Annotated in this window: 20 protein-coding genes; 11 read left to right on the plus strand and 9 right to left on the minus strand. The window is 46.7% G+C overall.

The window, feature by feature from the left end:
- Positions 1-21 precede the first annotated feature (21 nt).
- From AC0YNT_RS27580 to AC0YNT_RS27600, 5 genes are all read right to left on the minus strand, one after another.
- Positions 22-930, minus strand: coding sequence for an aldo/keto reductase (locus AC0YNT_RS27580; RefSeq protein WP_475807499.1), 909 nt, complete (start codon positions 928-930; stop codon positions 22-24).
- A gap of 155 nt (positions 931-1,085) precedes the next feature.
- A complete protein-coding gene (locus AC0YNT_RS27585) occupies positions 1,086-1,991 on the minus strand; it encodes an RraA family protein (RefSeq protein ID WP_475807500.1) in 906 nt (301 codons plus the stop codon).
- A 33-nt stretch (positions 1,992-2,024) separates the two neighbouring features.
- Positions 2,025-3,410 carry a mandelate racemase/muconate lactonizing enzyme family protein gene (locus tag AC0YNT_RS27590; RefSeq protein ID WP_475807501.1) on the minus strand — a complete coding sequence of 462 codons (1,386 nt, stop codon included), beginning with the start codon at positions 3,408-3,410 and terminating at the stop codon, positions 2,025-2,027.
- A 47-nt stretch (positions 3,411-3,457) separates the two neighbouring features.
- A complete protein-coding gene (locus AC0YNT_RS27595) occupies positions 3,458-4,201 on the minus strand; it encodes an SDR family NAD(P)-dependent oxidoreductase (RefSeq protein WP_475807502.1) in 744 nt (247 codons plus the stop codon).
- Complete coding sequence (locus tag AC0YNT_RS27600) at positions 4,198-4,995, minus strand: SDR family NAD(P)-dependent oxidoreductase (RefSeq protein WP_475807503.1); 798 nt, start codon at positions 4,993-4,995, stop codon at positions 4,198-4,200. The genes AC0YNT_RS27595 and AC0YNT_RS27600 overlap by 4 nt, the downstream gene beginning before the upstream one ends.
- 249 nt (positions 4,996-5,244) lie before the next feature.
- Between AC0YNT_RS27600 and AC0YNT_RS27605 the strand changes: the two genes are divergently transcribed.
- From AC0YNT_RS27605 to AC0YNT_RS27640, 8 genes are all read left to right on the plus strand, one after another.
- A complete protein-coding gene (locus tag AC0YNT_RS27605) occupies positions 5,245-5,898 on the plus strand; it encodes a GntR family transcriptional regulator (RefSeq protein ID WP_475807504.1) in 654 nt (217 codons plus the stop codon).
- Between the two features lie 52 nt (positions 5,899-5,950).
- Entirely contained in the window at positions 5,951-7,090 is a 1,140-nt protein-coding gene (locus tag AC0YNT_RS27610; protein WP_475807505.1) for a helix-turn-helix domain-containing protein, read from the plus strand.
- 57 nt (positions 7,091-7,147) lie between these two features.
- Positions 7,148-8,140, plus strand: a complete 993-nt coding sequence (locus AC0YNT_RS27615; RefSeq protein ID WP_475807506.1) for a mannonate dehydratase — start codon at positions 7,148-7,150, stop codon at positions 8,138-8,140.
- 187 nt (positions 8,141-8,327) lie between these two features.
- Complete coding sequence (locus AC0YNT_RS27620; RefSeq protein ID WP_475807507.1) at positions 8,328-9,281, plus strand: carbohydrate ABC transporter permease; 954 nt, start codon at positions 8,328-8,330, stop codon at positions 9,279-9,281.
- Between the two features lie 62 nt (positions 9,282-9,343).
- On the plus strand, positions 9,344-10,114 hold the full coding sequence (locus tag AC0YNT_RS27625) for a carbohydrate ABC transporter permease (protein ID WP_475807554.1): 771 nt from the start codon (positions 9,344-9,346) through the stop codon (positions 10,112-10,114).
- A gap of 49 nt (positions 10,115-10,163) precedes the next feature.
- On the plus strand, positions 10,164-11,495 hold the full coding sequence (locus tag AC0YNT_RS27630; RefSeq protein ID WP_475807508.1) for an ABC transporter substrate-binding protein: 1,332 nt from the start codon (positions 10,164-10,166) through the stop codon (positions 11,493-11,495).
- Between the two features lie 111 nt (positions 11,496-11,606).
- Positions 11,607-12,215 carry a hypothetical protein gene (locus AC0YNT_RS27635; protein WP_475807509.1) on the plus strand — a complete coding sequence of 203 codons (609 nt, stop codon included), beginning with the start codon at positions 11,607-11,609 and terminating at the stop codon, positions 12,213-12,215.
- Positions 12,216-12,323: 108 nt separating this feature from the next.
- Entirely contained in the window at positions 12,324-13,202 is an 879-nt protein-coding gene (locus tag AC0YNT_RS27640; protein ID WP_475807510.1) for a nicotianamine synthase family protein, read from the plus strand.
- 413 nt (positions 13,203-13,615) lie between these two features.
- Here the strand turns inward: AC0YNT_RS27640 and AC0YNT_RS27645 are convergent, their stop codons facing one another.
- The 3 genes from AC0YNT_RS27645 to AC0YNT_RS27655 all read right to left on the minus strand — a co-directional run bounded on the left by AC0YNT_RS27645 (position 13,616) and on the right by AC0YNT_RS27655 (position 16,707).
- Positions 13,616-14,464: a carbohydrate ABC transporter permease gene (locus AC0YNT_RS27645; protein ID WP_475807511.1), complete on the minus strand. Its 849-nt coding sequence runs from the start codon at positions 14,462-14,464 to the stop codon at positions 13,616-13,618.
- 20 nt (positions 14,465-14,484) lie between these two features.
- The gene (locus AC0YNT_RS27650) at positions 14,485-15,372 is read right to left on the minus strand and encodes a carbohydrate ABC transporter permease (RefSeq protein WP_475807512.1); all 888 of its coding nucleotides are present in this window, start codon (positions 15,370-15,372) and stop codon (positions 14,485-14,487) included.
- Between the two features lie 87 nt (positions 15,373-15,459).
- Positions 15,460-16,707: a sugar ABC transporter substrate-binding protein gene (locus AC0YNT_RS27655; protein ID WP_475807513.1), complete on the minus strand. Its 1,248-nt coding sequence runs from the start codon at positions 16,705-16,707 to the stop codon at positions 15,460-15,462.
- A gap of 506 nt (positions 16,708-17,213) precedes the next feature.
- Between AC0YNT_RS27655 and AC0YNT_RS27660 the strand changes: the two genes are divergently transcribed.
- The 3 genes from AC0YNT_RS27660 (at position 17,214) to AC0YNT_RS27670 (ending at position 23,842) form a co-directional block, all read left to right on the plus strand.
- The gene (locus AC0YNT_RS27660; protein WP_475807514.1) at positions 17,214-19,370 is read left to right on the plus strand and encodes a glycoside hydrolase family 3 N-terminal domain-containing protein; all 2,157 of its coding nucleotides are present in this window, start codon (positions 17,214-17,216) and stop codon (positions 19,368-19,370) included.
- A 44-nt stretch (positions 19,371-19,414) separates the two neighbouring features.
- On the plus strand, positions 19,415-22,780 hold the full coding sequence (locus AC0YNT_RS27665; RefSeq protein ID WP_475807555.1) for a GH36-type glycosyl hydrolase domain-containing protein: 3,366 nt from the start codon (positions 19,415-19,417) through the stop codon (positions 22,778-22,780).
- Between the two features lie 78 nt (positions 22,781-22,858).
- On the plus strand, positions 22,859-23,842 hold the full coding sequence (locus AC0YNT_RS27670; RefSeq protein WP_475807515.1) for a LacI family DNA-binding transcriptional regulator: 984 nt from the start codon (positions 22,859-22,861) through the stop codon (positions 23,840-23,842).
- A gap of 68 nt (positions 23,843-23,910) precedes the next feature.
- On the opposite strand, the gene AC0YNT_RS27675 is transcribed toward AC0YNT_RS27670, so the two are convergent.
- Positions 23,911-24,987, minus strand: coding sequence for a LacI family DNA-binding transcriptional regulator (locus tag AC0YNT_RS27675; RefSeq protein ID WP_475807516.1), 1,077 nt, complete (start codon positions 24,985-24,987; stop codon positions 23,911-23,913).
- Positions 24,988-25,181: the final 194 nt, after the last annotated feature.

The raw sequence follows: 25,181 nt of genomic DNA on the forward strand, positions 1-25,181 counted from the left end.
TTCCAGAGGCTCGTTTATGATTTAATTTGCGATTGCTGTCCGCCCGATGGCATCGAGGCGCTTCTTCGCTTCCTCGTAGACGTCGCTTGGAAGTGGGCCTAGCTCGGCGAAACGGAGATTTTCCGCCAAGTGGGCGGGATTCTTGGTGCCGACAATTGTTGTTGTCATGGAAGGGTGTGACAAGGTGAAGCGCAGCAGAAACCCGGTACGCTGCTCGCCATGCATAAGTAAATCGTCCAGCTTTGCTTGCTCCCATGCGCTCCAGCGATCCTCCGAGCCGCGCCCGATGCCCGGCTCACCTTGGCCAACGCCTCCGCGAACGATAATGCCGGCCCCGGTATCCGCGGCTTTCGAAATCCATTCCTCGTGTTCGCGTTCTAGAGCGGAGTAGGGCAGCTGGAACGTATCAAACGTTCCCCAGTCCACGAAAGGAGGAAGGTTCGGAAGGTAAGAGGAGACGCCGATGTAACGGGCTTTGCCGCTAGCTTGAATTTCTTTCAGCACGTCAACCAGCGAGCCTTCCTCGGCTTGCTGCACCGTTGGTCCATGCAGCTGCAGGATATCGACATAGTCGGTTTTCATACGTTTTAAGCTCGTTTCGATATTATGAAGTAAATTATCGCGTGTCCAAATATGAGACGTCTCGTCGTGATTACCGCGATCGGTGACGCAGCAACCGCATTTTGTTGCCAGAATGAACTCGTCCCGACGGTGGCTGATGAAACGGCCAATCAATTCCTCGCTGCGGCCGTAATCGTAAGAGGTATCGATCAGATTGATGCCTGCGTCGAGTACGGCATGCAGGATACGTCCCGCATCAGCATCCTCAACTGGTCTTCCGCTCCATACACGCGGGCCGCGAATTTCCATGGCGCCGTAGCTCAGCTTCGTCACTTGTAATCCGGTGCGGCCTAATATCGCTTTGTCCATCGTTGATGCTCCTTTTTACCTCTATTCTATCTTACCACTAAAGAATTTGTAAGTTTCTAATCCGAAGGTTGCGGAAATCTTAAAATTCTTTATGGCGATAAAACCAACCTTTAAACGCGGTCGCTCTTCTTCGAAAGGCCTCGATCAAGGTTTTCTCACAATCGGACATCGCTTGAGGGACCGTTGTTCTCGTTGCGGCGCGCTTCTTCCAGTTCTTTCTCCCATGTCAAATGCTGATAAGCTGCGGCGGCTTTGTCGGATTCGAACCATTGCATGAAGTCTTGCCACATAGCCGTCGTCCAGGCAGCATCGATTTGCGCCGTTGTATAAGTTCTGCTGTTCAAGCGGGCAAAGCCAAACACGTCGCGGACCTGCGACTTCTCCGCATGGGTTGCCGTTAATTCTGCCAAATGGGCCGGGATAAAGATGACTCCTGCCGGCGTGCCAAGAACGATGTCGCCCGGGAGGCAGACGGCTCGACCAATACGGGCGGGAACGTTCATGCCAACCATCGTGACGTCGGCGATCGCAGTTGGATCGCTGCCTCTATAGTAAACATTAATATTTTCGATTTGCTCAATTTGCTGATTATCTCGTATGCCGCCCCAAATGACGGCGCCTCCGGTCTTCGTGCGAGTAGATATAGCAGTGGAGAGGTTGCCTCCAACGTAGGTGCCTTGATAGATTTTATCAAACATATCGATGACGACAACATCCTCTTCATCCAACGAATCAATAACCCATTGGTTGAAAAAGCCTCTGCGATCCTCTTGCTCATGACCGTAATTCAGCAGTGTGTCATGCAAATCCGGGCGCTTAGGCACCATAACGGCTGTAACCGCGCGGCCGACCATGATTTTGTTCGGATGAATGATCTTGAAATCACCCTCGAACTGATAATGATACCCTCTCGACCAGAGTGGTCCCCATGCTTCCTCAAGCGTAATTCTGCTTAATCGACCGAGCACGCTGGACGGCACTTTGGGGCGGCCATCCGGGAAGCGCTCTCCTTGCCACAGCGGCGATAGCTGGATTGTATCCTCGGCATTATTAAATTTCATATCGAACACCTCGCTTTTATCTTTTGTATTGCTTTAGCTCCAAAGCCGGTCGTTAGACCAAAAGCCGTTCCATTCGTCGGTAGGAAGCCATAGTCCGGGAATTTCCGGGTGCAGATGCTGTGCGATAACCTCGTCGTTAAGCTCCTCGATGCCAAGGCCAGGCGCATCAGGCACATGGATGAATCCGCTTTGGACCAGCGGCTTTGGCAGCTTGCTGACAATCAGATCGTCCCACCATTCAACATCGACAGAATGGTATTCAAGCGCCAGGAAGTTTTCCGTGGCGGCTGCGGCATGTACGGCTGCGAGGCAGGCGATAGGGCTCTCCGCCATATGGATGGCCATCGCAACGCCGTATTCCTGGGCCATGTCACCGATTTTTTTCGTTTCTAGTATACCGCCGGTCGTCAGCACGTCAGGATGGATGACGGATACGCCTCCGGATTCTAAGAGGGGCCTAAAGTTCTCCTTGAGATAGATGTCCTCTCCGGTGCAGATTGGAGTTGTCACCATGCTAGCGAGCTGGGCATATTGATTCGTGTATTGCCACGGAATCATATCTTCCATCCAAGCCAGATTGTATTTTTCAATTCTGCGGCCTAGCTTAATGCAGTCCTGCAAGCCGATGTGTCCGAAATGGTCTACTGCGAGAGGTACCTCGTAGCCAATGACCATGCGAACGTCGGCTACGTATTGCTCCAACATGTCGAGACCTTTCTCGGTAACATGAATGCCGGTAAATGGATGCGCGATGTTATAAATATCGTAGTGACGATTACGTATTTCCCGCAGTTCATGCTCCGTGAAATTCGAATGCTTGCGGGAATACCAAGATTTGGACAGTGCTTTCTTTTCCTCGAGAAAGCCAAGCGGGGCGTTTAATGTTCCGGGCTCATTAATAATCTGATTGATGCCAAGATCCATCTTCAAGAAGGTGTACCCTTGTTCCATCCTTTTTTGCAGCGCTAAGCCCATTGCTTTCCCCGTATCCTTGCCGTCGACGTCGGTGTCACAGTACATGCGGATTCGGTCGCGGAATTTGCCGCCAAGCATTTGATAGATTGGCATGCCGTAGGCTTTGCCGGCAATATCCCATAAGGCGATCTCAATGCCGCTCACGCCGCCGCCTTGCCGGGAATGTCCGCCGAATTGCTTAATTCTGCGGAACAGCTTGTCGATATTGCACGGATTTTCGCCTAGAAGTCTGCTTTTGAGCTGAAGGGCAAACATTCTGTCGGCACCGTCTCGTACTTCACCGAAACCAACGATGCCTTGGTTCGTGAACACCTTGATCAAGCTGCAGTGCATGGGAGCACCTGCAATATCGGCAAAACGAATATCGGTGATACGAAGCTCCGAAGGTTTGGAGTAGGTGTTGACGTAAGCTAACGTGCTTTCATAGCTTTCCTGTTGAGTCACGGGCATGGCTCCTTTAAGAGATATAGGTATTGGACATTATTAATCAGTTACATTAACATGCCTGCACCATCCACACGGATGGTCGAGCCTGTCATAAACGAAGTTTCATCTGAGGCAATGTAGCAGGCTAGTGATGCGACATCCGCAGGCAGTCCGACACGGCCAATAGGGAATTTTTTAGGATTGGGATTACGATGTGATTGCCTGGACTTGCCGACGTCAATCGCGCCGGGCGCAATCGTATTGACCGTAATGCCATAACGCGCAAGCTCGATAGCGCTTTCCCTGCCTAGCATTTTGATGCCGCCTTTCGACATGCAGTAGACTGCATCGAAATCGGTAGGTCTTTTGCCATGGACGGAGGAGATATTAATGATGCGTCCGAAATTCTGTTTCTTCATATAAGGGATAACCGCCTGCATGCATTGCCAGTACCCTTTAAGATTGATGTTCATGACGCGGTCATATTGTTCTTCTGTATATTCGAACCAATGGATGTTAAGCTGCAGTGCAGCATTGTTGATTAGAATATCGATACCGCCAAGCTCAGCCGCACTAGTATCGACCATACGGAAGATATGTTCCCGATCAGCGACATCTGCTTGCACGGTCATACACAAGCCGCCGAACTCCTCGATTTGATGCTGCGTATCTTTGGCTCCTGCCTCGCTAGCATTGTAGTGAATGGCAACCTTCGCGCCTCGCTTTGCAAGCTCTATCGCAATACCTTTACCGATGCCCGTTCCCGCACCGGTGACGAGTGCCGATTTTCCTAATAAGCTTTGGTTCATTGCGATCGCGTCTCCCCCTCGGCGGGCTTGTTCATACGGTAATCCATATAATGCAGGAGGAAGCCGCCGTCCAGTCGAATATCTGCACCGTTCAAATAGCCAGCTTCCTCTCCGGTAAGGAAGAAGGCAAGCTCGGCCAAATCGGTGGCCGTTCCAAGCAACGCACCTGGCACCTTGTAACGGTAATCGTCGTAAAGTCCCGAAAGTTCACTTTGAAAAGTAACGTCCGAACCTTCGATAGGGCCCATCTCAATAACATTGACACGGATGCCGAATCGACCGAGAAACAATGCCGCTTCATGGGCAAGCATCTTCACCGCGCCTTGTGAGGTGCTGTAAGTGAAGGACGCTCCGGTTGGCTTCTCGTTGTGAATGGAGCTGACGAAGATGATGCTGCCACCGCCTCTAGCTGCCATCCGTCTGCCTAACGCTTGGGTACAGAAGAAGGCGGATTTGGCATTTCTTTGCATGATCTCGACAAATTCTGACTCCTCACAGCTTTCGACATGGGCAGGTCTTATGGCACAGCAATTGTGAATCATAACATCAACAGGGCCAAGCAGCTTCTCAGCCTGATCGAGCATAGTCGATAAGTCACGGCTGCTGCATAGATCTGCATGGGTAACGAGTACCTTAGAGCCTGCAGCTGTGCAGGAAACGAGCACGTCTTCCCATTCCTTGTCGTCTTGAAGACTGTTCAGAATCAGATCCGTACCACCCTGGATAAATCGTGCGATAAGGCCCTTGCCAGACCAGCTGTCGGCATCCGCGATGAAGACCACGTTCCTGGGCAAACCGTGTACACCTCCTCATAAATCTGGATTCCCTTCGGTTCCCGTTTCTCGTTACATGATCATCTTACCGAGCGATTGAAGCGAAAAGCGATGCCGTAAAATTATGATTTTGTTTGTTTTTTTACGGTTGATGCGACTGAAAAAAAGCTGATCATTTTCATCTTGACATTCCCGCTTGAAGCGACTAGCATCAGGTTATCGATTATCGATAATCCTAAAAAATCCCAAATCCAAGGGTGGTGATAACAAGTGTCCATTGAAACAGCCAGTTCAGAGCAAAATCCAATCTCTCTTAGTGAGCATGTCTATATCACCTTAAAGAGGCAGATTATGAAGGGTGAACTGCTGCCCGGACACCGTATGATCGTTCTTGATATAGCCAAAAAATTCAGCGTCAGCCAAGCGCCCGTCAGAGAAGCATTGGAGAGGCTGAAGCAGGAAGGTCTTATTGTCGGCAAAATGAATAAAGGCTCAGCCGTTTCTGAGATAACGGCCCAGGAAATACGAGACATATACTCGCTGCGCCAAATGGTCGAAGGCCACGCGCTTCGTGCAACGATGAAGGTGCTGGATGAGAAGGATATTACTTACCTTGAAGGCGTCATTGCCGGTATGCGGGAAGCAATCGATCAAGAGGATCCGTACCGTCTGGTTGAGCTGGATATGCTCTTCCACGGTTACTTTTACTTGCGGAGCGGGAATGAACTGCTGTACAACATATGGAACAGCATTAAAACAAAGATTATGCGCTTTATCACCGTAACGAATCAAGATCACCCAGGCTATTCTCTTTCTGATTCACACACCGCAATTTTGGATCTTATCAAATCGGGTGACGTCGATCTTACGGAAACGCTGCTGCTACAGGGATTGGATTTCTATAAAAATTACACCGGAGAATAGCACGGGAGCCATATTGACTTATCCATCCTTTCTCAAGAGAGGAGTGCCGATTATGAAGCAAGTGGAATTGGTTCGTGCTCGAACGCTGAACGATCTGTTTCCCGGCATCGCCGGAGATATGAAGAGGAGCCTGGAAGAGAACGGTCTTCATGCTTTTTACGCTTACCCGGCTATAGCTTTGTTTAGCATTAGTACCCCAAAGGTGGATTTATGGTCCCGAAGATACGTTGTCGATGAACTGTATACTGTCATCAAGCGTTATGCGCCTGGCAACACGGCTATTCTTCCTGATGACAAGGGACATATCGGAATCATTTTCTCGTGGGACGATCGTGAATCCCTATCAGAGTTGTACAGCAGCATTTGCAACCAAGAGCATAGCTTCTCCCCTCAATTGATCTCACTTGGCATTAGCAATCCTTATCCGCAGCTATCTGATCTGCATCACGGTTACGAACAAGCCCTCCTCGCAATGAAATACCAATTCTACCAAGACCAATCACAGCCGATTTACTTCAGCAGCATTACTGAGTATGCAAGCGACGCCGAATATCCTGAACATATGGAGGATGAGCTCCTGCATCTTCTGACTAGCGACTCGATCACTGAATCTAGTACAATTCGTCAAGCGGTGGATGGCTTCTACGAAACGTTAACTCGGAATGGTCCGCTGCCAGTCAATAAAGTCGTTGATGCTACACTTCAGCTTCTGGTCAGCCTGCAGCTTCGGGTCAAATCCGCACTTGGTCAACCACATCTATGCAGTACGCCAGATATTACGGCACTCATGCAGCTGCACACGCTGGAAGAAATGAAAGACGCGGTTTGCGAGGCGTTAAAAGGGATGGGGGGAGCGTCTTATACCTCCGACTGCCTCAATCGCAACTTAATTAAGAAAGCGGTTACATTGATGGAGGAAGAGTACGATAAGGTATCCCTGCATTACGTCGCTGATAAAGTGTTTATTACTCCTGCTTACTTAAGCTCCTTATTTAAATCGAAAATGGGCGTCACGTTTATCGAGCATCTGACTCGTATACGAATATCCAACGCTAAAAAGCTGCTTAAGCAAACGCATCTGAAAAACTATGAGGTCGCCGAACGAGTCGGCTATCAAGATTCTCGTTACTTTAGCCAAATTTTTAAAAAGAAGGTAGGTTTGTCGCCAAGCGAATTCCGGGACGCGAATTAAACGAAATAAACAACCGTAATGGAGGTTATTAACGAGAATGAAGGAGTGTGTTTGAATATGAAATTAGCTGAGTTTTTCACTTCCTCTCCGGACCAGTTATGGCATTTGGCGAAGCAGATGGGCGTTGATTATGCTGTTGGCCCGCTGCCGAAGGAAGATAATGGTATGAAGCCCTGGGATTATATGAATCTGCTTCACATGAAGCAGCGCTATGAGAATCATGGTATCCAGCTGCTTGTCATCGAATCAGCGCCGCCGACGAATAAGATCAAGCTTGGTCTGCCAGGCCGCGATGAAGAGATTGAATGGATGGGGCAGCTTATTTCGAATATGGGTGCTCTTGGCATTCCCGTCTTATGCTACAATTTCATGGCGCAATTTAATTGGTTCCGCACATCGACGACGACGCGTACCCGCGGTGGAGCGCTTGTATCCAGCTATGATCATTCCTTGATGCAAAATGCGCCACTCACGGAAGCTGGCATCGTGACGGAGGATCAATTGTGGGACAATCTGCGTTATTACTTGGAAAGAATTGTGCCAATTGCAGAGAAAGCCAAGGTTAAGCTGGCATTACATCCTGATGATCCGCCTATAAGCCCGATTCGCGGCGTATCACGTATTCTCCGAAATGCAGAGGCATTACAGCGTGCGATTGATCTTGTGCCAAGCGAATATAGCGGAATTACACTATGCCAAGGCACGCTTGCGACTGCAGGCGAGCATATCCCGGATGTCATCCGCCATTTTGCAAGACAAAATAAGTTGTTCTTTGTGCATTTCCGCGACGTTGTCGGAACGCCGGACAAGTTCCATGAGACGTTCCATGATGACGGCAAAACCGATATGTACGAAGCCATGAAAGTGTATTATGAAGTTGGATTCGATGGTCCATCCAGACCGGACCATGTTCCGACAATGGAAGGGGAAGCTAATACGAATCCCGGATACGAAACGCTTGGACGTCTATATGGCGTAGGTTATATTAAAGGCTTGATGGAGGCAGCGATGGCAGAATCAAAGTCGTCTGCCGGGGTCAAGACGGGATAGCGGTTCAATAGAGGAAGGAAGCTATGCATGCTGCGGCTGCATAGCTTTTTTCTGTTAGATAGGTCCTTTTTTTAGGCAAACAAGAGTGTAAAAAAACAAACAAATTCATAATTCTATCGCATGTACACTTGTAAGCGATTTCAATAAAATGAGCCTTATAGATGCTGTGAGGGGAGATGAACGTGAGATGAAGGCGGAAGCTATGTATAAGCCGGCGGCTGCAAAGCTGCGCATGACGAAGAAACTCAAAGGCTCGAACCATAATAATTTGGCAGGCTACATTTTCATTTCACCCTGGCTGATCGGTTTCTTGCTGCTTACGGTATGGCCGATCATCCAGTCTTTTTATTTGTCCTTTACGGAGTATTCGCTGCTTGAATCTCCGACTTGGACCGGAACGGATAACTACGCCAACATTTTCAAGAACGATACCGATTTCACGACTTCACTCAAGGTAACCTTTATTTTCGTGTTGTTTTCTGTCCCGCTTAAGCTTTTCTTCTCATTGATGGTCGCAATGATGCTGAACAAAAATTTGAAGGGCATGAATCTTTATCGGACAGCGATCTATTTTCCTTCTCTTATTGGTGGAAGCATTGCTGTATCGGCCTTGTGGAGAAATATGTTCAATCTGAACGGTTATTTCAATCATGTGCTTGCCTGGTTCGGCATTGAAGGCATCGGATGGATTACAAATCCGCATACCTCGCTCGCAACACTGATTTTGCTTAATACATGGCAATTTGGCTCTACAATGGTCATTTTCCTAGCCGGTCTGAAGCAGATTCCTAGCGAGCTTTATGAGTCAGCGTCGGTTGACGGCGCTTCGAAGCTGCGGAAGTTTTTCCACATTACAATTCCGATGATCTCGCCGGTTATGTTTTTCAACCTCGTGCTTGGCATTATTGGTTCGTTCCAAATGTTCACCTCCGCATTCATTATTACGAATGGTGGGCCGATCAACTCGACGTATATGTACGCGTTGTTCCTCTACGATAAGGCGTTTAAGCATTATCAAATGGGGTACGCCTCCGCGCTCGCTTGGATTCTCCTTGTTATCGTAGCGCTAATGACCGCTATTAACTTCCTGGTATCGCGATACTGGGTATTTTACGAGACGGATGGAGGGAAGCAAAAGTGAACACATTGCTTAGAAAGAATTCCTTTACCAGCCATTTGCTGCTCATAGTCTTCTCCCTCCTTATGCTATATCCGGTCATTTGGTGGGTAGGCGCTTCACTAAAAACGACGGCAGAGATGAGCTCGCCTTCCATCTGGCCCTCTACGCCGATTTGGGAGAATTACACCAAGGGCTGGCAATTTTCCCCTGAATTCACGTTCGGACGATTCTTCGGAAATACACTCCTAATGGAGCTTTGGAACATACTAGGCGGCGTTATCACAAGCGCGATTGTTGCATACGGCTTTGCCCGTCTAAACTTCAAGTTTCGTGGTGCGTTATTTTCTATACTCCTGCTTACAATGATGCTGCCGGGGCAAGTAACGATCGTTCCGCAGTACATTCTCTACAATAAGCTGCAGCTAATGGACAGCTATATTCCTCTAATTCTTCCGCATTTCTTCGGCGGCGGTGCCTTCTTTATCTTTTTGCTTGTGCAATTCATAAGAGGCATCCCGCGAGAGCTGGATGAAGCAGCTAAGATTGACGGTGCGTCCGTATACGGCATTTTCTACCGGATTGTTTTGCCACTGATTAAGCCTGCTTTGGTAACAGTCGCCATATTTACATTCATATGGAGCTGGGATGATTTTTTCGCACAAGTGCTGTATTTGAATTCGGTTGCTAAGTTTACAGTTGGTCTAGCTCTGCGCATGTATGTGGATCAGTTTGAGATCCAATGGGGCAGGCTGCTCGCGATGTCACTCCTATCGGTTTTGCCGTCTGTCGTTTTGTTTTTCTTCGCACAAAAGCATTTTGTCGAAGGAATCGCAACAACAGGCTTAAAGGGATAGCCGAAAAAGCAGGTCCAGCTTCAAACTATACGGTAAAGGGGAAAAGAGGATGAAGCAAAAAAACGTATTATTTAAAGGGTTGACGTTATTGAGTCTTGCGGCGATGCTGACATTAACGGCTTGCGGGAACGGTGGTTCGAACAACGGAGAGTCGAACGCAACAAGCAATAGCGGCAATAGCGATCCTAATGCTCCGGTGAAGCTCAAAATCATGTGGCAAGGAGCGGATATCAGACATCAGGCGATGCTGAAAACACAGGCGGTATATACAAGTGAGAATCCATCGGTAACCTTTTCGCCTGAATACATGGCATGGGATGATTATTGGAAGAAGCTGCCGACGCTGGCCGCTTCCCATTCGCTGCCGGATGTTCTTCACATGGACGGGGCATACATTCAAGAATATGCGACTAGAGGTACATTAGAGGATTTATCGGATATCGATCTCACTGGTGTCATTGACGATAAGACGCTCGAAAACTTGAAAATAGACGGCAAGCTTTACGGTATTCCAATCAGCCGCAACGCGCAAGGCATGGCGTTCAACAAGGAAGCGCTGGATGCTGCTGGTATCGAGCTGCCGAAGAAGGACTGGACATGGGACGAATATTTCGACTTTGCTAGAAATGCCCGCGCCAAGCTGCCGGATGGCGTCTATCCGATCAGCGACACGGACACATGGGACTTTTACGAGTACTATCAAATGGGATATGGAAAAGGCTCAATTATTCAAGAGGATGGCAAAAAGTTTAATCTAGACAAAGAGCTGTTCATGAAGTTCTATGGCATACATGCGGATTTCCGTGATAAGAAAATCGTTCCTCCTGCGGACATGGTCAGCGCTTTTAAGGAAAACGATCCGCAAGCTGACCCTATGGCAAGCGGCAAAGTTATGACACGAGGCGCAACAGTTGGTTCGGTAGGGGCGCTTGAGCAGTTAATGCCAGGAAAAATAGACGTCGTCAACCTTCCGGTTGGGCCTGATGGAGGCGGATGGGCACAGCCGACCATCTTCCTAAGCGTCAGCACAGATTCCAAGCATAAGGATGCGGCGAAGGCCTTCATCAAATGGTTCGTTACGTCGAAGGAAGCCGGCAAGACGTATGGCACGAACTTCGGCATTCCAATCTACGATGATATCTATACAGCACTTGAACCAACCTTGGCGCCAAAAGAGAAACTCGGCAAGAAATTGTACGATACGGCGAAGGATAAAGCGATGCCATTCTCCCCAGCTGCGGCAGGCTGGACAGAGTGGGTAGACAACTACAAGAAAACGATGGATGCCGTTATGTTCGGCCAGAAATCGATAGAAGATGCTTATAATGATATATCCAAATCAGGCAATGCACTTGCAGAGAAGTTAAGCAAAGCGAAGTAATCGTTTACGAGAACGGCCCGTTTATAACGGGTCGTTCTTTTTTTCTAATGCATAGAAGCAACATCATCGAAAGATCTATCGTCATAAAATTAGTCAGTCAAAGGAGGCAATATGATGAAGTCAAAATATATGGTGTTCATTATTATTTGTTTATTCCTACTAACTAGTTGTTCGGTCCATAAAGCCTCTTCTTTAATAGTAAGTAGTGCACCTGCAATCCCGCTATATATAGAGTGGAATCAACAACTTTACACAAATGTCAATGAAATAGAAAAGCCTAAAAAGGCTAAGTACTTAGGAAAGACAGACGATTCAAATGGTGAAGTTTACGAAATAAGTGGAGTTGATCCTAAGAATAAACTACTTTTTATTTATAAAGGGGTAAACTTAATCGAGGCACCTGTTCAATTCGATCAAAACAAGGCGATCAAATTTGCATTAATTGATGAAAATGTAGGATTCAGCTTGATCAAAGGAATCGAATTACCCGATAAACCCGGTAAATACAACATAATTGTTCCCTACAATGACAAGGAAATTACAGTGAATGTTGACATCAGTGCTGTAGAAGTGGGCTCAAATGATTATGATGTAACCATAAATGAGACATGGAATAAAACAAAAAAGCATACATGGACTATCAAATCTATCCCGAATGAAACAACGTTAGTAGATCAAGAAGGGGATTCACCTCCACAAATTAAGCTGCGTGGATTTTAACAATTTGCCCCTTACTCCATATAGAGGAGCCAATCCCAAACACCTTCTACATCCTTGACGACTTGAATATATTTCGAGTAGGTGTGGTATGAAGGAGGAAACGGGCAAATGGACGTTTATTCGAAGGGCTCTGTTGTACATAAAGGCAGCTTGTCAAGAATGCAATTGGTGGAGGATTTCATCGCTTTTATCCAAGAAGCAAATGAGCTTCTTCAGAAGGAAATAGATTTGTCTCCTGTGAATCAATTAGTTACAAGTACGATCGGCCGTCTTTTCCTTCAACTGCGGTCTCGTTATTCACCGGAAGAAATACATGCTGTTCTAAGCAATGAATACATTCAATTGAACAGACTTAGCTTGCAGGATAAGCTTTCGGAGGCCGAGTTTTTGGTAGAGCTAAGCGACTCTCGTCAAGTTTGCCAGTTATCTGATTCCGTTCTGGATAATGTGGAACAATTGCCTAATTGGAATACTTATGTAGCTCTGGTTGGTGAGGAACTATCTACTCTCCATCGGATTACTGGGCAGACTAGACTTACCAATTATTCGCCGTATGTTTTTGTTGGCAGCGGGCCACTGCCGTTAAGCCCGATTCTTCTGCATCTATTAAGTGATGCGAAGGTCATCTGTCTGGAGATGAATCCAGTGGCCTATGAGGCATCATGCTCTCTGCTCAAGCGGATGGGCTTAGAGGACAAATTGATGGTCGTAAATATAAATGGTTCGGATTTTGATTATAGCGCTTATGATCGGATCTTCGTTGCTAGTCTGGTAAGAAATAAACAGGAAGTCCTGGAGCAGATTAGCCGTACTTCTAAAGATCCTTTAGTAGCTGTTCGTACAGCTGAGGGGATGAGGCAAATCATGTATGAAGCTATCGATGAGTCGCAGTTGAATAAGCAAGGGTGGCGGATTCAAGGGCGGACTTGTCCTGACGAAAAGCTGGTCATTAATTCGACCTTATTCCTTAATCGGTCTTGGAATTAGCTCAACTATCAAGGAGAAGCAGTAAAACTGTTTCTCCTTTTTATGTTGATTTTCAACAAAAAACTAAAGCAGAAACCCGCATGCACGAAGATAAGTTTAACTTGCTTCTCCCCTCCCCAATTGCAGTAAACAAGCCTAGAATGATTGAGGGTACCACCATTTTAATAAGGATTGGCTTCTTGTTGTTTGAGAAATTCATGAACAGGTAATGGCAAACGGAGCATTTAAATGATTCTGGAGAAGCGTAAGCGGTCGCTTTTGCTCGGGGATTCCAACCTTACCTCGTTGATTCGAGGAATCCCTGAGCAATGGCGATCAGAAGAACATTAAAATGCGCAGGCTGCTGTTTAACCTAAATAAAACAGGGGTGTCCCATCGTCATTTTAATGACTTATGGGACACCCCTTGTTGTTTTACTTAATGCCCGAAATGGCATAGTTCTCGATAATATGCTTCTGGAACAAGATGAATATAATGATGATTGGCACGACCATAAATGTAGAGCCGGCCATTTGAAGCGCATAGTTGCCGCCGTATTGCCCTTTGAGCAAGGACAGGCCAACGGATAGTGTGTAGAGCTTCTCATCATTGGCGATAATGAGCGGCCATAGGAAGCTGTTCCACCCACCGATAAAGGCGAGAATGCCCTGTACTGCAAGGATTGGTTTCGAGATCGGAAGCACAATCTGCAGGAAAGTACGGAACTCGCCCGCACCGTCTAGACGTGTTGCTTCCAGAAGCTCATCTGGAATGGTAGACATGAATTGACGGAACAGGAAGATACCGAACGCTCCAACAAGGCCGGGCAGCACGATCCCCATCATCGTATTCGTCAGATGCATCTGATTCAAGATCAAGTAAACGGGAATCATCGTCACTTGACCAGGGATCATCATCGTAGCGAGCACGATATAGAACAGCTTATTGTCACCCTTGAACTTATATTTCGCAAAACCGAAGCCGGCCATTGCATTCATGAATAAGCCGATGAACGAGAAGAAGACGATCATAAGCGTATTTTTCAAATAGACGCCAAAGTTCATATTTTGGAACAAATTTTTAAAGTTTTCTGTTGTGAATTTCTCAGGCAGCAGGGTAGGCGGGATATTCTGAATCTCGCCCTCCGGCTTGAAGGCAGACAGGATCATCCATACGAAAGGAAGGATGACCAATATACCGCCAACTGTGAGGCAAATACCCAGTATCCACTTGAGCACTTTGTCGCTGCTTGAGGCGTTTGATGCTTTTACTTGCGAACTCATCCGTTACACCTCCGTGTGGACTATAGATCGGTTTCTTTATTTTGAAATTTGAACTGTACCATTGTAATAACAATGATGGCGATAAACAGGACAAATGATCCTGCTGCTGCATAACCGAAGTGACTAAGCTGGAAGCCATTGCGATAAATGAACAGAGCTACGGAAGTTGTACTGTCGAGCGGACCACCGTTTGTCATGATGAATGGTTCCTCGAAGAATTGCAGCCAACCGATCATCGTTGTAATCGAAACGAAGAAGATCGCGAAACGAAGCATTGGAACAGTGATATGTCTCAGTTGCTGCCAATTTGTTGCGCCATCGAGTTGAGCGGCTTCATAGTAAGATTTCGGAATACCTTGGAGCGCAGCGATGAAGATGATCATATTTAGACCGACCCCTCTCCATACCGCCATCAGAATAAGTGAAATCTTGGCCATAATTGGATCTTGCAGCCAAGGGACGGCAGGCAGATGGACCGAATCGAGTACATAGTTGAGTAGACCAAATGCAGGGTTGTAGAGGAAACCCCATACGACCGCAACGGCAACAACGTTCGTCACCGAAGGCATGTAATAAACAATTCGGAATGCTTTAAATACTCGGTTTGCACCGAAATTAATCATGATCGCAATAGCTAGAGAGCATAAAATGACAAGGGGAACACCTACAATTACGTAGAACAAAGTATTCAAAATGGATTTTGTGAAAATCGGATCAGCCAGTACGTCGATATAGTTCTTGAATCCGACGAATGAAATATTAGACCAGTCAGCAAGACCAGCCAGGTCCATATCCGTGAAGCTTATGACCAGAGCCACGACGATCGGTAATAACGAAAATAGGGTAAGTAAAATAAGCGTTGGAGCGATAAAGAAATATGGTGCCTTGCTCTGGGACATCCCTTTCATATTCGACCCTTCCTTTGCTATGAGCGCCAATCCAAAATGGAACCGACAGCGACTCCTTTGCAGGAGCGCTGTCGATATTAGCGATCATTATTTATTCAAGATTTCCTCGGATTTAGCGTTGAAGCTGTCCAGTTCTTTTTGTACGTCTGCATTTTTGTTGCGGTAAATTTTCTCGAACGTAGTCAGAACGTTTTGAGCAATTTCTTCCCATGGCTTGATAAGCGGCATTGGCTCAGAAGCGTTCATTTGCTCGCCGATTACTTTGAGGTTAGCATCAGATGTCAGAGCAGGATCTTCCCAAGCTTTCTTAGTGGAAGGAAGGGAGTTCGTCAGTTCCAGCCATTTCAATTGTGTCTCAGGCTTGCTCATGTAATCCAGGAATTTCATTGCTTCGTCTTTGTGATCTGTATATTGGAAGACGGACAAGTTGGAGCCGCCAAGAGCAGAGATATTGTTCTCTTTAGCAGGAAGAACAGCTGTAGCCCATTTGCCTGCAAGCTCAGGCGCTTGATCGTTAATCAGTTTGATCATCCAAGGTCCGCTGATGAACATTGGAAGAATACCATCGCCTTTGAATGCAGGGATGATGTCCATGCCAAGATCAATTGGTGCTTCGCCGTCTTTGAAGAAGCTGTTCAAGTAGTCGACTGCTTCTTTAAACTCAGGCTGATTGAACAACGGTTTATTGTTCTCGTCGATCAGCTTAGAGCCGTTTTGACGAGCAAACATGAACAGAAGGGACTGCTCATTTACATCAAGGCTTATGCCGTATTTATTACCGCCGCGAGCTTTCAGCTTCGTTGCTGCATCTTTCAGTTCATCCCAAGTTTTTGGCGCTTGATCGTAGCCAACTTCCTTAAGCAGGTCTGTGCGATAGTAAAGGACACGTGTATCGATATACCAAGGAACACCAACCGTTTTGTCCTCGAATTTAGTAGTAGAAATGGAGCCTGGGAAGAAATTCGATTCAGCCAGCTCAGGATATTGATCGATATAAGGAGAAAGATCCATAAGTGCACCAGCAGAGCTGAATTCAGGAATCCAAGTTGTACCCATTTGAAGAACATCAGGACCTTTTTTGGAAGCAACAGCTGTAAGCAGCTTGTCATGTGCTGTATCCCAAGGAAGGGCTTGTACATTTACTTTAATGTTAGGATTTTCTTTTTCAAAATCCTCAACAATCTTCGGCAAAGATTTAGCTTCTTCACCCATGCCCCATACGTTGATCGTTACCTTGCCGTTAGCGGCTTCACCGTTATTGCCTCCTCCACAAGCAGAGAGTGCTCCGATAAGCATCATGGAGCTGGCTAAGACAGTTACCGTTTTCTTAAACATAAATAATTCCTCCCGAGTTAATGATTATGTTTAGTACTATGCAGTGATTAAGTGCTTGTTATGCACTCAGGCGGCTTATATTTAACATAGTAGCCGCATTTTTCAGCTATTGTGCTGAACCTTGCATTTCTGAAGCAAGAACATTCGCCACATCTATATTACACGCTATTACATGTGGTGAAACGTTTCTATGATACAGAAATAACCCCGCTTACAACTTCCAAACAGATAAGAACAATTCAATCGAAACGTTTCGAAGTTATTATAATTCAAAGTGAAATCGTATTCAAGCGTTTTTTTATAAGGCTTGAATAGGGATTATATAGCAATAGAAACGTTTCAATTTTTATCATAACAGCAATTGACGTCTCTTTTTGAATTGTTTATAATCCAAAATAGAAAACAATCGAAACGTTTCGATATGTGTAACGACAGGCGTTAGACACTTCTATAAAGTAAAGGGATACTGACCTGCAAACAATAAAGACAACTGGAGGAATACGGATATGAAGAAGCAATCTGCCGAACTTTTGCAGCTTATGACATTTGAAGAGAAGATTGGCCAGCTGCTTCAGCTGGCGGCGCCATTCTTCCAAGGTGCGGATGGACAAATTACTGGGCCTATGGCTGAGATGGGCATAACGGAAGAGACGGTTCGCAATACCGGCTCGGTGCTTGGCTTAACTGGGGCTGAAGATGTTATTAACGTCCAGAAGCAGCATTTGACGACTAATCGTCTAGGAATACCACTGCTCGTTATGGCGGATATCGTTCATGGCTACAAAACAATCTTCCCAGTTCCGCTTGCGATCGGCTGCTCGTGGGATTTGGAGCTGGCTGAGCAGAGTGCTGAGATTGCTGCTAAGGAAGCGGCTGCGGCTGGTGTACATGTCACGTTCGCTCCAATGGTTGACCTCGTACGCGACCCAAGATGGGGCAGAGTAATGGAATCGACCGGCGAGGATCCTTATTTGAACAGCGAGTTTGCAAGAGCATTCGTAAGAGGGTTCCAAGGGAAGGATCTTGCGAATGATGTCAGCCGTGTCGCTGCCTGCGTGAAGCACTTTGCAGCCTATGGGGCTGCGGAAGGTGGACGTGATTATAATACGGTCGATCTATCTGAGCGTCAGCTTCGTGAATTTTATTTGCCTTCCTATAAAGCAGCTCTAGATGAAGGCTGCGAGATGGTGATGACGGCATTTAATACAGTAGATGGCATTCCGGCTACAGGCAACAAGTGGCTTATGCGTGATCTGCTTCGCGGCGAGTGGTCCTTTGACGGCGTAATGATCTCCGATTGGGGCGCGGTAAAAGAATTGATCCCACATGGTGTTGCAGCGAATGAGGCCGAAGCGGCGATGAAAGCGATCAGAGCTGGTGTAGATATCGAGATGATGACGACTTGCTATTCCGATCATCTGCAGAAGCTTGTTGAAGCGAAGGAAATTGACGAAGCGATGATCGATGAGGCTGTACTTCGTATTTTGGAGCTCAAACAAAAGCTTGGGTTGTTCGAACAGCCATACCGCGGCGCAAATGCGGTGCTTGAGCAGGAGCTTGTAAGCTCGGAAGCACACCGGAATGCTTCTCGGGAGCTGGCGCTTAAATCATGTGTCCTCTTGAAAAATGATTCTGTTCTCCCGCTTAATCGTGAACAGAAAATCGCAGTAATCGGCCCGTTTGCGGCGAATGGCGATATTCTTGGCCCTTGGTCTTGGCTTGGCTCCAAGGATGAGGCTGTCCAGCTGGCAGCAGGCATTGGAGGCAAGATTGATGCATCGCTCTTATCTGTAACAGAGGGCTGCGGCATTGAAACAGCAACAGAGGAACAATTAAAAGCGGCGATTGAAGCGGCAAGTGAGGCAGATGTTCTTGTGCTCGCACTAGGTGAGCATTCGGATATGAGCGGAGAAGCGGGAAGCAGATCCAATATCCAATTGCCTCAGGTGCAGCTGGAGCTGATTGCCAAGCTGAAGCAGCTCGGCAAGCCAATGGTTGCTGTCTTATTTAACGGGCGCCCACTTGATTTGCACGGCGTTATTGATTATGCGGATGCAGTGCTGGAAGCTTGGTTCCCTGGAACAGAGGGTGGAGCCGCTATTGCGGAGCTGCTGTTTGGTGAATCGGAACCAACGGGAAGACTGACGATGTCGTTCCCTTATTCTGTAGGACAAGTTCCGGTCTATTATAACCGGTTCAATACCGGCCGCCCGCAAGGCGCACCGGACGCTCAGGTAAGATACGTATCACAATATTTGGACATTCCGAATGAACCGCTTTTGCCATTTGGTTACGGACTAGGCTATACGACCTTTAATTACAGCGAAGCGGTGATGGCTTCAGATACAATGAGTGCTTCGGAACCATTGCAGGTCAACATAACGGTAACAAACACCGGAACTCGCGCTGGTGAGGATATCGTGCAGTTATATGTAAGGGATATGGCGGGCGATGTTGTTCGTCCATTGCAGGAGCTGAAAGCATTCAAGAAAGTCATGCTGCAGCCGGGCGAGAGTAAAGAAATCTCCTTCACGCTTGAGGAGCAGCAGCTGCGTTATTATCATGCTGATCTTACCTTTGCCAGCGACCCTGGTGAATTTGAACTTTATATCGGTCCTAATAGCCGGGATGTATCGGCGCTAAAATTCAAACTAAGTAAGTAGGAAGAAAGGCAGTGAGTGGAGTGGAAATCAATACGCTTAACGCGATGGATTTGGTACAGGTAAAAGCGGGAGATCTGACGTTTGATTTTCTAAACAGCGGGGATCTTTCAAAAGCCGTACATCAAGGAACGATGCTGAATCAAGTGGTGTCGAACTCGGTGGATGGATCGCTTAACAACATTTATTTGCGCATGTTTAGCGCTGAAGGCATTTCTTACGAGCCATTGCTTGGCATTCGTTCAACAAGCCGCATGTCGGCTGTGGGTGGACGTCTGCTATGGGAGGGAACAGCGTTTGGCGCTATTTCTTACCGCGTTGTATTCACTGCGACAAAGGACGGCATTTGGTTCTGGGATGTAACGCTTGATTCGCAAGGAAGCGAAGCGAAGATCGATATCATTTATGGTCAAGATATTGGGCTAGCTGATATTGGGGCGGTACGGACAAATGAGGCCTATATGTCTCAGTATGTCGACCATAAAGCGTTTAAAAACGAGGAACAAGGCTATGTGCTCTGCTTCCGTCAGAATCAGCCAATGCAAGGCGGCGCATTCCCTTATATGCAGCATGGTTCACTTACAGGTGCGGCTGGCTATTCAACAGATGGGTTCCAATTCTTTGGCCTCAGCTATAAAGAAACAGATGTGCCAGAAGCACTTGGTAAGTCTGAATTGGCGAATGAAGTATACCAATACGAATTTGGATATGCAGCACTACAATCGGAACTAACCCAGCTTAACGGAGAAGCTCGTTTTGTATTTTACGGGATGTTTAAGGCGAATCATCCTTCAGCTGTTGACTCATTAGAGTTCACAACAGATGTACGTAATGCTTGGGAAGAGGCTGAGTGTACAAAAGAGGCTGATCTTGCAGCTGCTACTGAACCTGTAGTAGGTAAGGTTGAATTCTCTACTGCGATCGGTTCACCGGTACAAACGGCATCGCTGACTACGGCTGAGATTGATGCTTATTTCCCAGTCCGTCATCAAGAGGAATGGCAGGATGGCAAGCTGCTTTCTTTCTTCACGGACACGCATGAGCATATCGTGCTGAAAGAGAAGGAGCTGCTTGTTGAGCGTCCGCATGGTCATATTCTAATGTCCGGCGGCAACGACAAAATGACAGAGAACGTCATGACGACTACTTCTTATATGTATGGTATTTTTAATTCCCAGCTGCTCGCAGGCAATACGAACTTCCATAAGATGCTTACCAATGCCCGCAGCGCTCTGAATACGTTCAAGACATCGGGTCAACGTATCTATATTGAGCTTGAAGGAACATACCGTCTGCTCACGATGCCTTCGATGTTCGAGATGGGCTTCAACTATGCCCGTTGGTATTACAAAATGGCAGAGGACACACTTATCATTACGAACTTTACAACCGTCGATACACCTGAGGTGAAGCTCCAAGTTCGCTCGATAAGCGGAAAAACGTATCGTTACCTCGTAACGAACCAAGTGTCGATGAACACGAATGAATTTGAGCTTCCATTCGATATGGAGCAAACGGATGGCGTGCTTACGTTCAAGGCAGATCGCGAATCGATCAGCACGTCCGTATTCCCTGATCTGCAATACCGTTTGAATGTTGCAGGAGCAGATGTGACAGTTGGTGATGAGAGCCTGCTTGTCAGCGGAGTTAAGCAAGGAGCGGGTTCGTTAGTCGTTCTTTCACTCGAGGCAAGTGCAGAGTGGACGATCACAATGCAAGGACTTCTGCATGGTGAGAATCTTCCATTTACAGAGCGGCAATCGAAGCTTGAAATCGAGCGCTACCGTGAATTTTTCCGTGATGTAATGAACGGCTTCCGTCTATCTGGCGAAGGTACTGCTGATGCTGCAGCTGAGCTGGACAAAGTGAATGCACTGGCATGGTGGTACACACATAATATGCTCGTCCATTATTCCGTTCCACATGGTCTGGAACAATACGGTGGTGCGGCATGGGGAACACGTGATGTCTGCCAAGGACCAACGGAATACTTTATGGCGATGCGCAAATACGAGCAGGTTGCAGAGATTCTGAAGACGGTTTATTCGCATCAATATGAAGATGACGGCAATTGGCCGCAATGGTTCATGTTCGACAAATACTTCCGCATTCAACAGGAAGAGAGCCATGGTGATATTATTGTATGGCCTCTGAAAGTGCTGGGCGATTATATTGCTGCGACGAAGGATTACAGCATTTTGCAAGAGCGTGTTCCTTATACGGTACGCCATAAAGGTGAATTCACAACGGAAACAGCAACGATTCTTGATCATGCTCTGAAGGAAATTGGTTATATGATCGATCACTTCCTGCATGATACGCATTTGTCTTCGTATGGCGACGGTGATTGGGATGATACCCTTCAGCCGGCTAATGCGCAGTTGAAGCAATATATGATCAGCAGTTGGACCGTTGCTTTGACGTACCAGACAATTGCCCAGTTTGGACGTGTGATGGAGTCCGTTAATGAGGTTCAGGCAGCTGAGCTTACGGAGCTGGCATCCGCGATTCAAGAGGATTTTAACCGCTATATGCTTCAGCAAGAAGTGATTCCAGGCTTTGTCTACATGGAGAAGCCAGGTGATGCGAAGCTGATGCTTCACCCAACAGATACAACTACAGGCATTCAATACCGTCTTCTCCCAATGACGCGCAGCATGATCAGCGAGCTGTTGACAGAGGAGCAAGCGGCGGAGCATTACCGCATTATTAAAGAACAGCTGTATTGCCCGGATGGTGTGCGGCTGATGAATCGTCCTGCGCAATATGCTGGCGGCGTAAGCACAAACTTTAAACGTGCAGAGCAAGCTGCGAACTTCGGCCGTGAGGTTGGTTTGCAATATGTGCATGCTCATATCCGCTATGTAGAAGCAATGGCGAAGCTGGGTAAAACGGATGAAGTGTGGCAAAGCCTGCTCATGATTAATCCAGTTGGTCTGCGAGATGTCGTTCCAAATGCAGAGCTGCGCCAAAGCAACTCGTATTTCAGCAGCTCCGATGGTAAGTTCAACAACCGATATGAGGCACAGGATCGCTTCGGCGAACTGCGCGAAGGTACAGTGCCGGTTAAAGGCGGTTGGCGGATTTATTCAAGCGGCCCAGGGATTTATATGAACCAATTGATTTCGAATGCACTTGGTATTCGTCAATCAGAGGGTGAGATGGTTATCGATCCGATTCTGCCTGCCAAGCTTGACGGCATGCAATTCGAATTTGTGTGGAACGGCTTGCCGGTTACCTTCATCTATCGAATCAGTGATGCGAAGCAGATTACGAAAGTAACGATTAACGGCAAGGAAATGCCGCTAATACCGTCAGCTAACCGCTATCGTACAGGTGGTATGCAAATTCCAGGTGAGCAGTTGCAAGCAAGCTTGCATGCATCTTCCAATCGGATAGAAATTTTCATATAAGAAGCAGACTGGCGGTATCCAAGAACCGCCAGTCTTTGTGATATAATGGTGGAACAATGCTAGATAGGAGCGAGAACTGTGGTTAGTATTAAGGATATCGCTAAACAAGCACGGGTCTCGATCTCGACGGTATCTTATGCGCTTAATGGCAACCCTAAGGTGACAGATGAGACGACAGCAAGAATACTTGCTATCGCCAAAGAATTGAATTATGTCCCGAATGCGGCTGCAAGATCGCTTAAGACGAGGGAGACGAAGATTATCGGTGTCTTTCTTACCGACTTCAGCGGGGCGTTCTACGGTGATCTCCTGCAAGGAACGAAGGAGATTCTGACACAAAAGGGCTATGACCTTATTGTATGCAGCGGCAAGCAGTCCCATAGGATGTTGCCCGAGCGAATGATCGACGGAGCCATAATATTGGACGAGACATTTGGCAATGAACAGCTGCTAAGCTATGCAGATCGTGGACATAAGCTTGTTGTGCTCGATAGAGAGCTTTCACATTCGAATATTAATCAGGTGCTGCTGGATAACAAGGCAGGAGCTATGCTGGCAGCAGAGTATTTGATCGAGCAAGGACACCGGAAGATTTACGTCGTCACGGGACCTAACGGCTCGTATGATTCGAAGCAGCGGCTGCAGGCGGTTACACAGGTAGTAGAGCGGACAGCTGATGCTCAGCTTATTGTTATTGAAGGTGACTTTAACAAAGCAGCGGGCGAGCGGGCAGCTGAGAGAATAATGGCAGATAGCAGCAATGGCTTAGTCTCCTCAGCAGTATTTTGCTTCAATGATGAAATGGCGATCGGTATGTTTAACTATTTGACACAGAACCATCCGGACGTTCAGATCGGGAAACAAATCCATATCATCGGATTCGATAATATGGAGCTGGCTTCTTATACGCAGCCGCGGCTATCCACGATTGATTATTCGAAGCGCAAGTGGGGCGCACTTGCAGCCGAACAACTGATAAAGCTTATTAGCGGTGATACAGTTGAGCATGAACGAATCTATGTTACTCTTATCAAAGGTTGTTCAGTCGGAGCGGAAATGTAAAACAAATGGCAGGAAATGAAAAAGAGATTCTCTATCCATTAGATAGGGAATCTCTTTATTTTTGCCTATTAGACCGGTCTAACCGTATCTCTGATAACTAGACTTGTAGGAAGCATTACTTTTTTGTTGCCATAGGAATTGCCTTCACTGATTTCAAACAGCAGCTTGGCGCTCTCAAAGCCGAGAACGTCGAAATATTGTTTAACCGTACTTAATGCGACTTTAGCAAATTTAGAGCTTTCAAAATCATCGAAGCCCATAATCGAAAGCTGCTCCGGAATTTGAATGCCCCGGCTGGTCAGCTGCTCAAGCACTTCAAGCGCACGTTTATCATTCGCACAGAATAGCGCGGTAATGTCTCCCTCCTGGATTTGGCGGGTGAGTGCATCGTAATCCAGTTCCTTCTCCAAAAATAGAAGCTTCTTGTTGGTAGGCAGGGAAGCATCAGCGATCGCGTTGCTATAACCGTTATAACGGTCTACCTCTGGACTGAGATGGAAATCGTAAGCGGCAAATCCGACCTTTGTATGCCCATTCCGGATCAGATACTCCACGGCTTCATAAGCTCCGTCGTGATTATTACAAGTTACTACATTGACGGGATACCCTGGAGGATACCGGTCAAGCATGACAAATGGAATCGATTTCTTACGAACATCATTAAGATAGCTTTTCGCTGCAACAGGATCTGAGGAATAAATAAGAAGCCCTCTTATACCCGACTGAATCAATTTTAAAATAAGCTCGCGTTCTTCCTCGAAGTTATTCTCCACAAATTCAATAATCAGTTTGCAATCGTGTTTGCCTAGAAAGGATTGAATGCCTTTCATAATTTGCATGTAGGAGCTGTCGTACATTTCAACGCCGGAGATGACAAAGGCGACCAAATTGGATGCTTTTTCCGATATGGTCGTTTGATTCGCCGCTACGAAACTTCCTTTTCCCCGTATGCGATAAATAACACCTTCATTTACAAGCTCGGAGAGTGCTTTTCTGACCGTAATAGAGCTCACATTCAACATTTTGGAAAATTCGGATTCGCTTGGTATACGATCATCCTTGGTGATTTCCTGATTCTCTATTTGAGCTAAGACATAGTCCTTAACGAGCTGGTACTTGGGCAGTGCCGTTTCTTTTTCACTCATTCTCGAGTCACCTCATAACAACATTTCCTTGATTATAACTTAACTAAAATGAAATTGGTATACTAACTTTTGTCCGAAAGTGAAATTAACCACACATTTCACTTTGAATTTTGAGAATAGAGTAGGAATATGCTCCTATTTGTACAAAAAAGGTTTGAAATATTTAGGAGTTCGTATTACTATAGGTTCCAAGA

The sequence above is a fragment of the Paenibacillus sp. J22R56 genome (assembly GCF_056269375.1).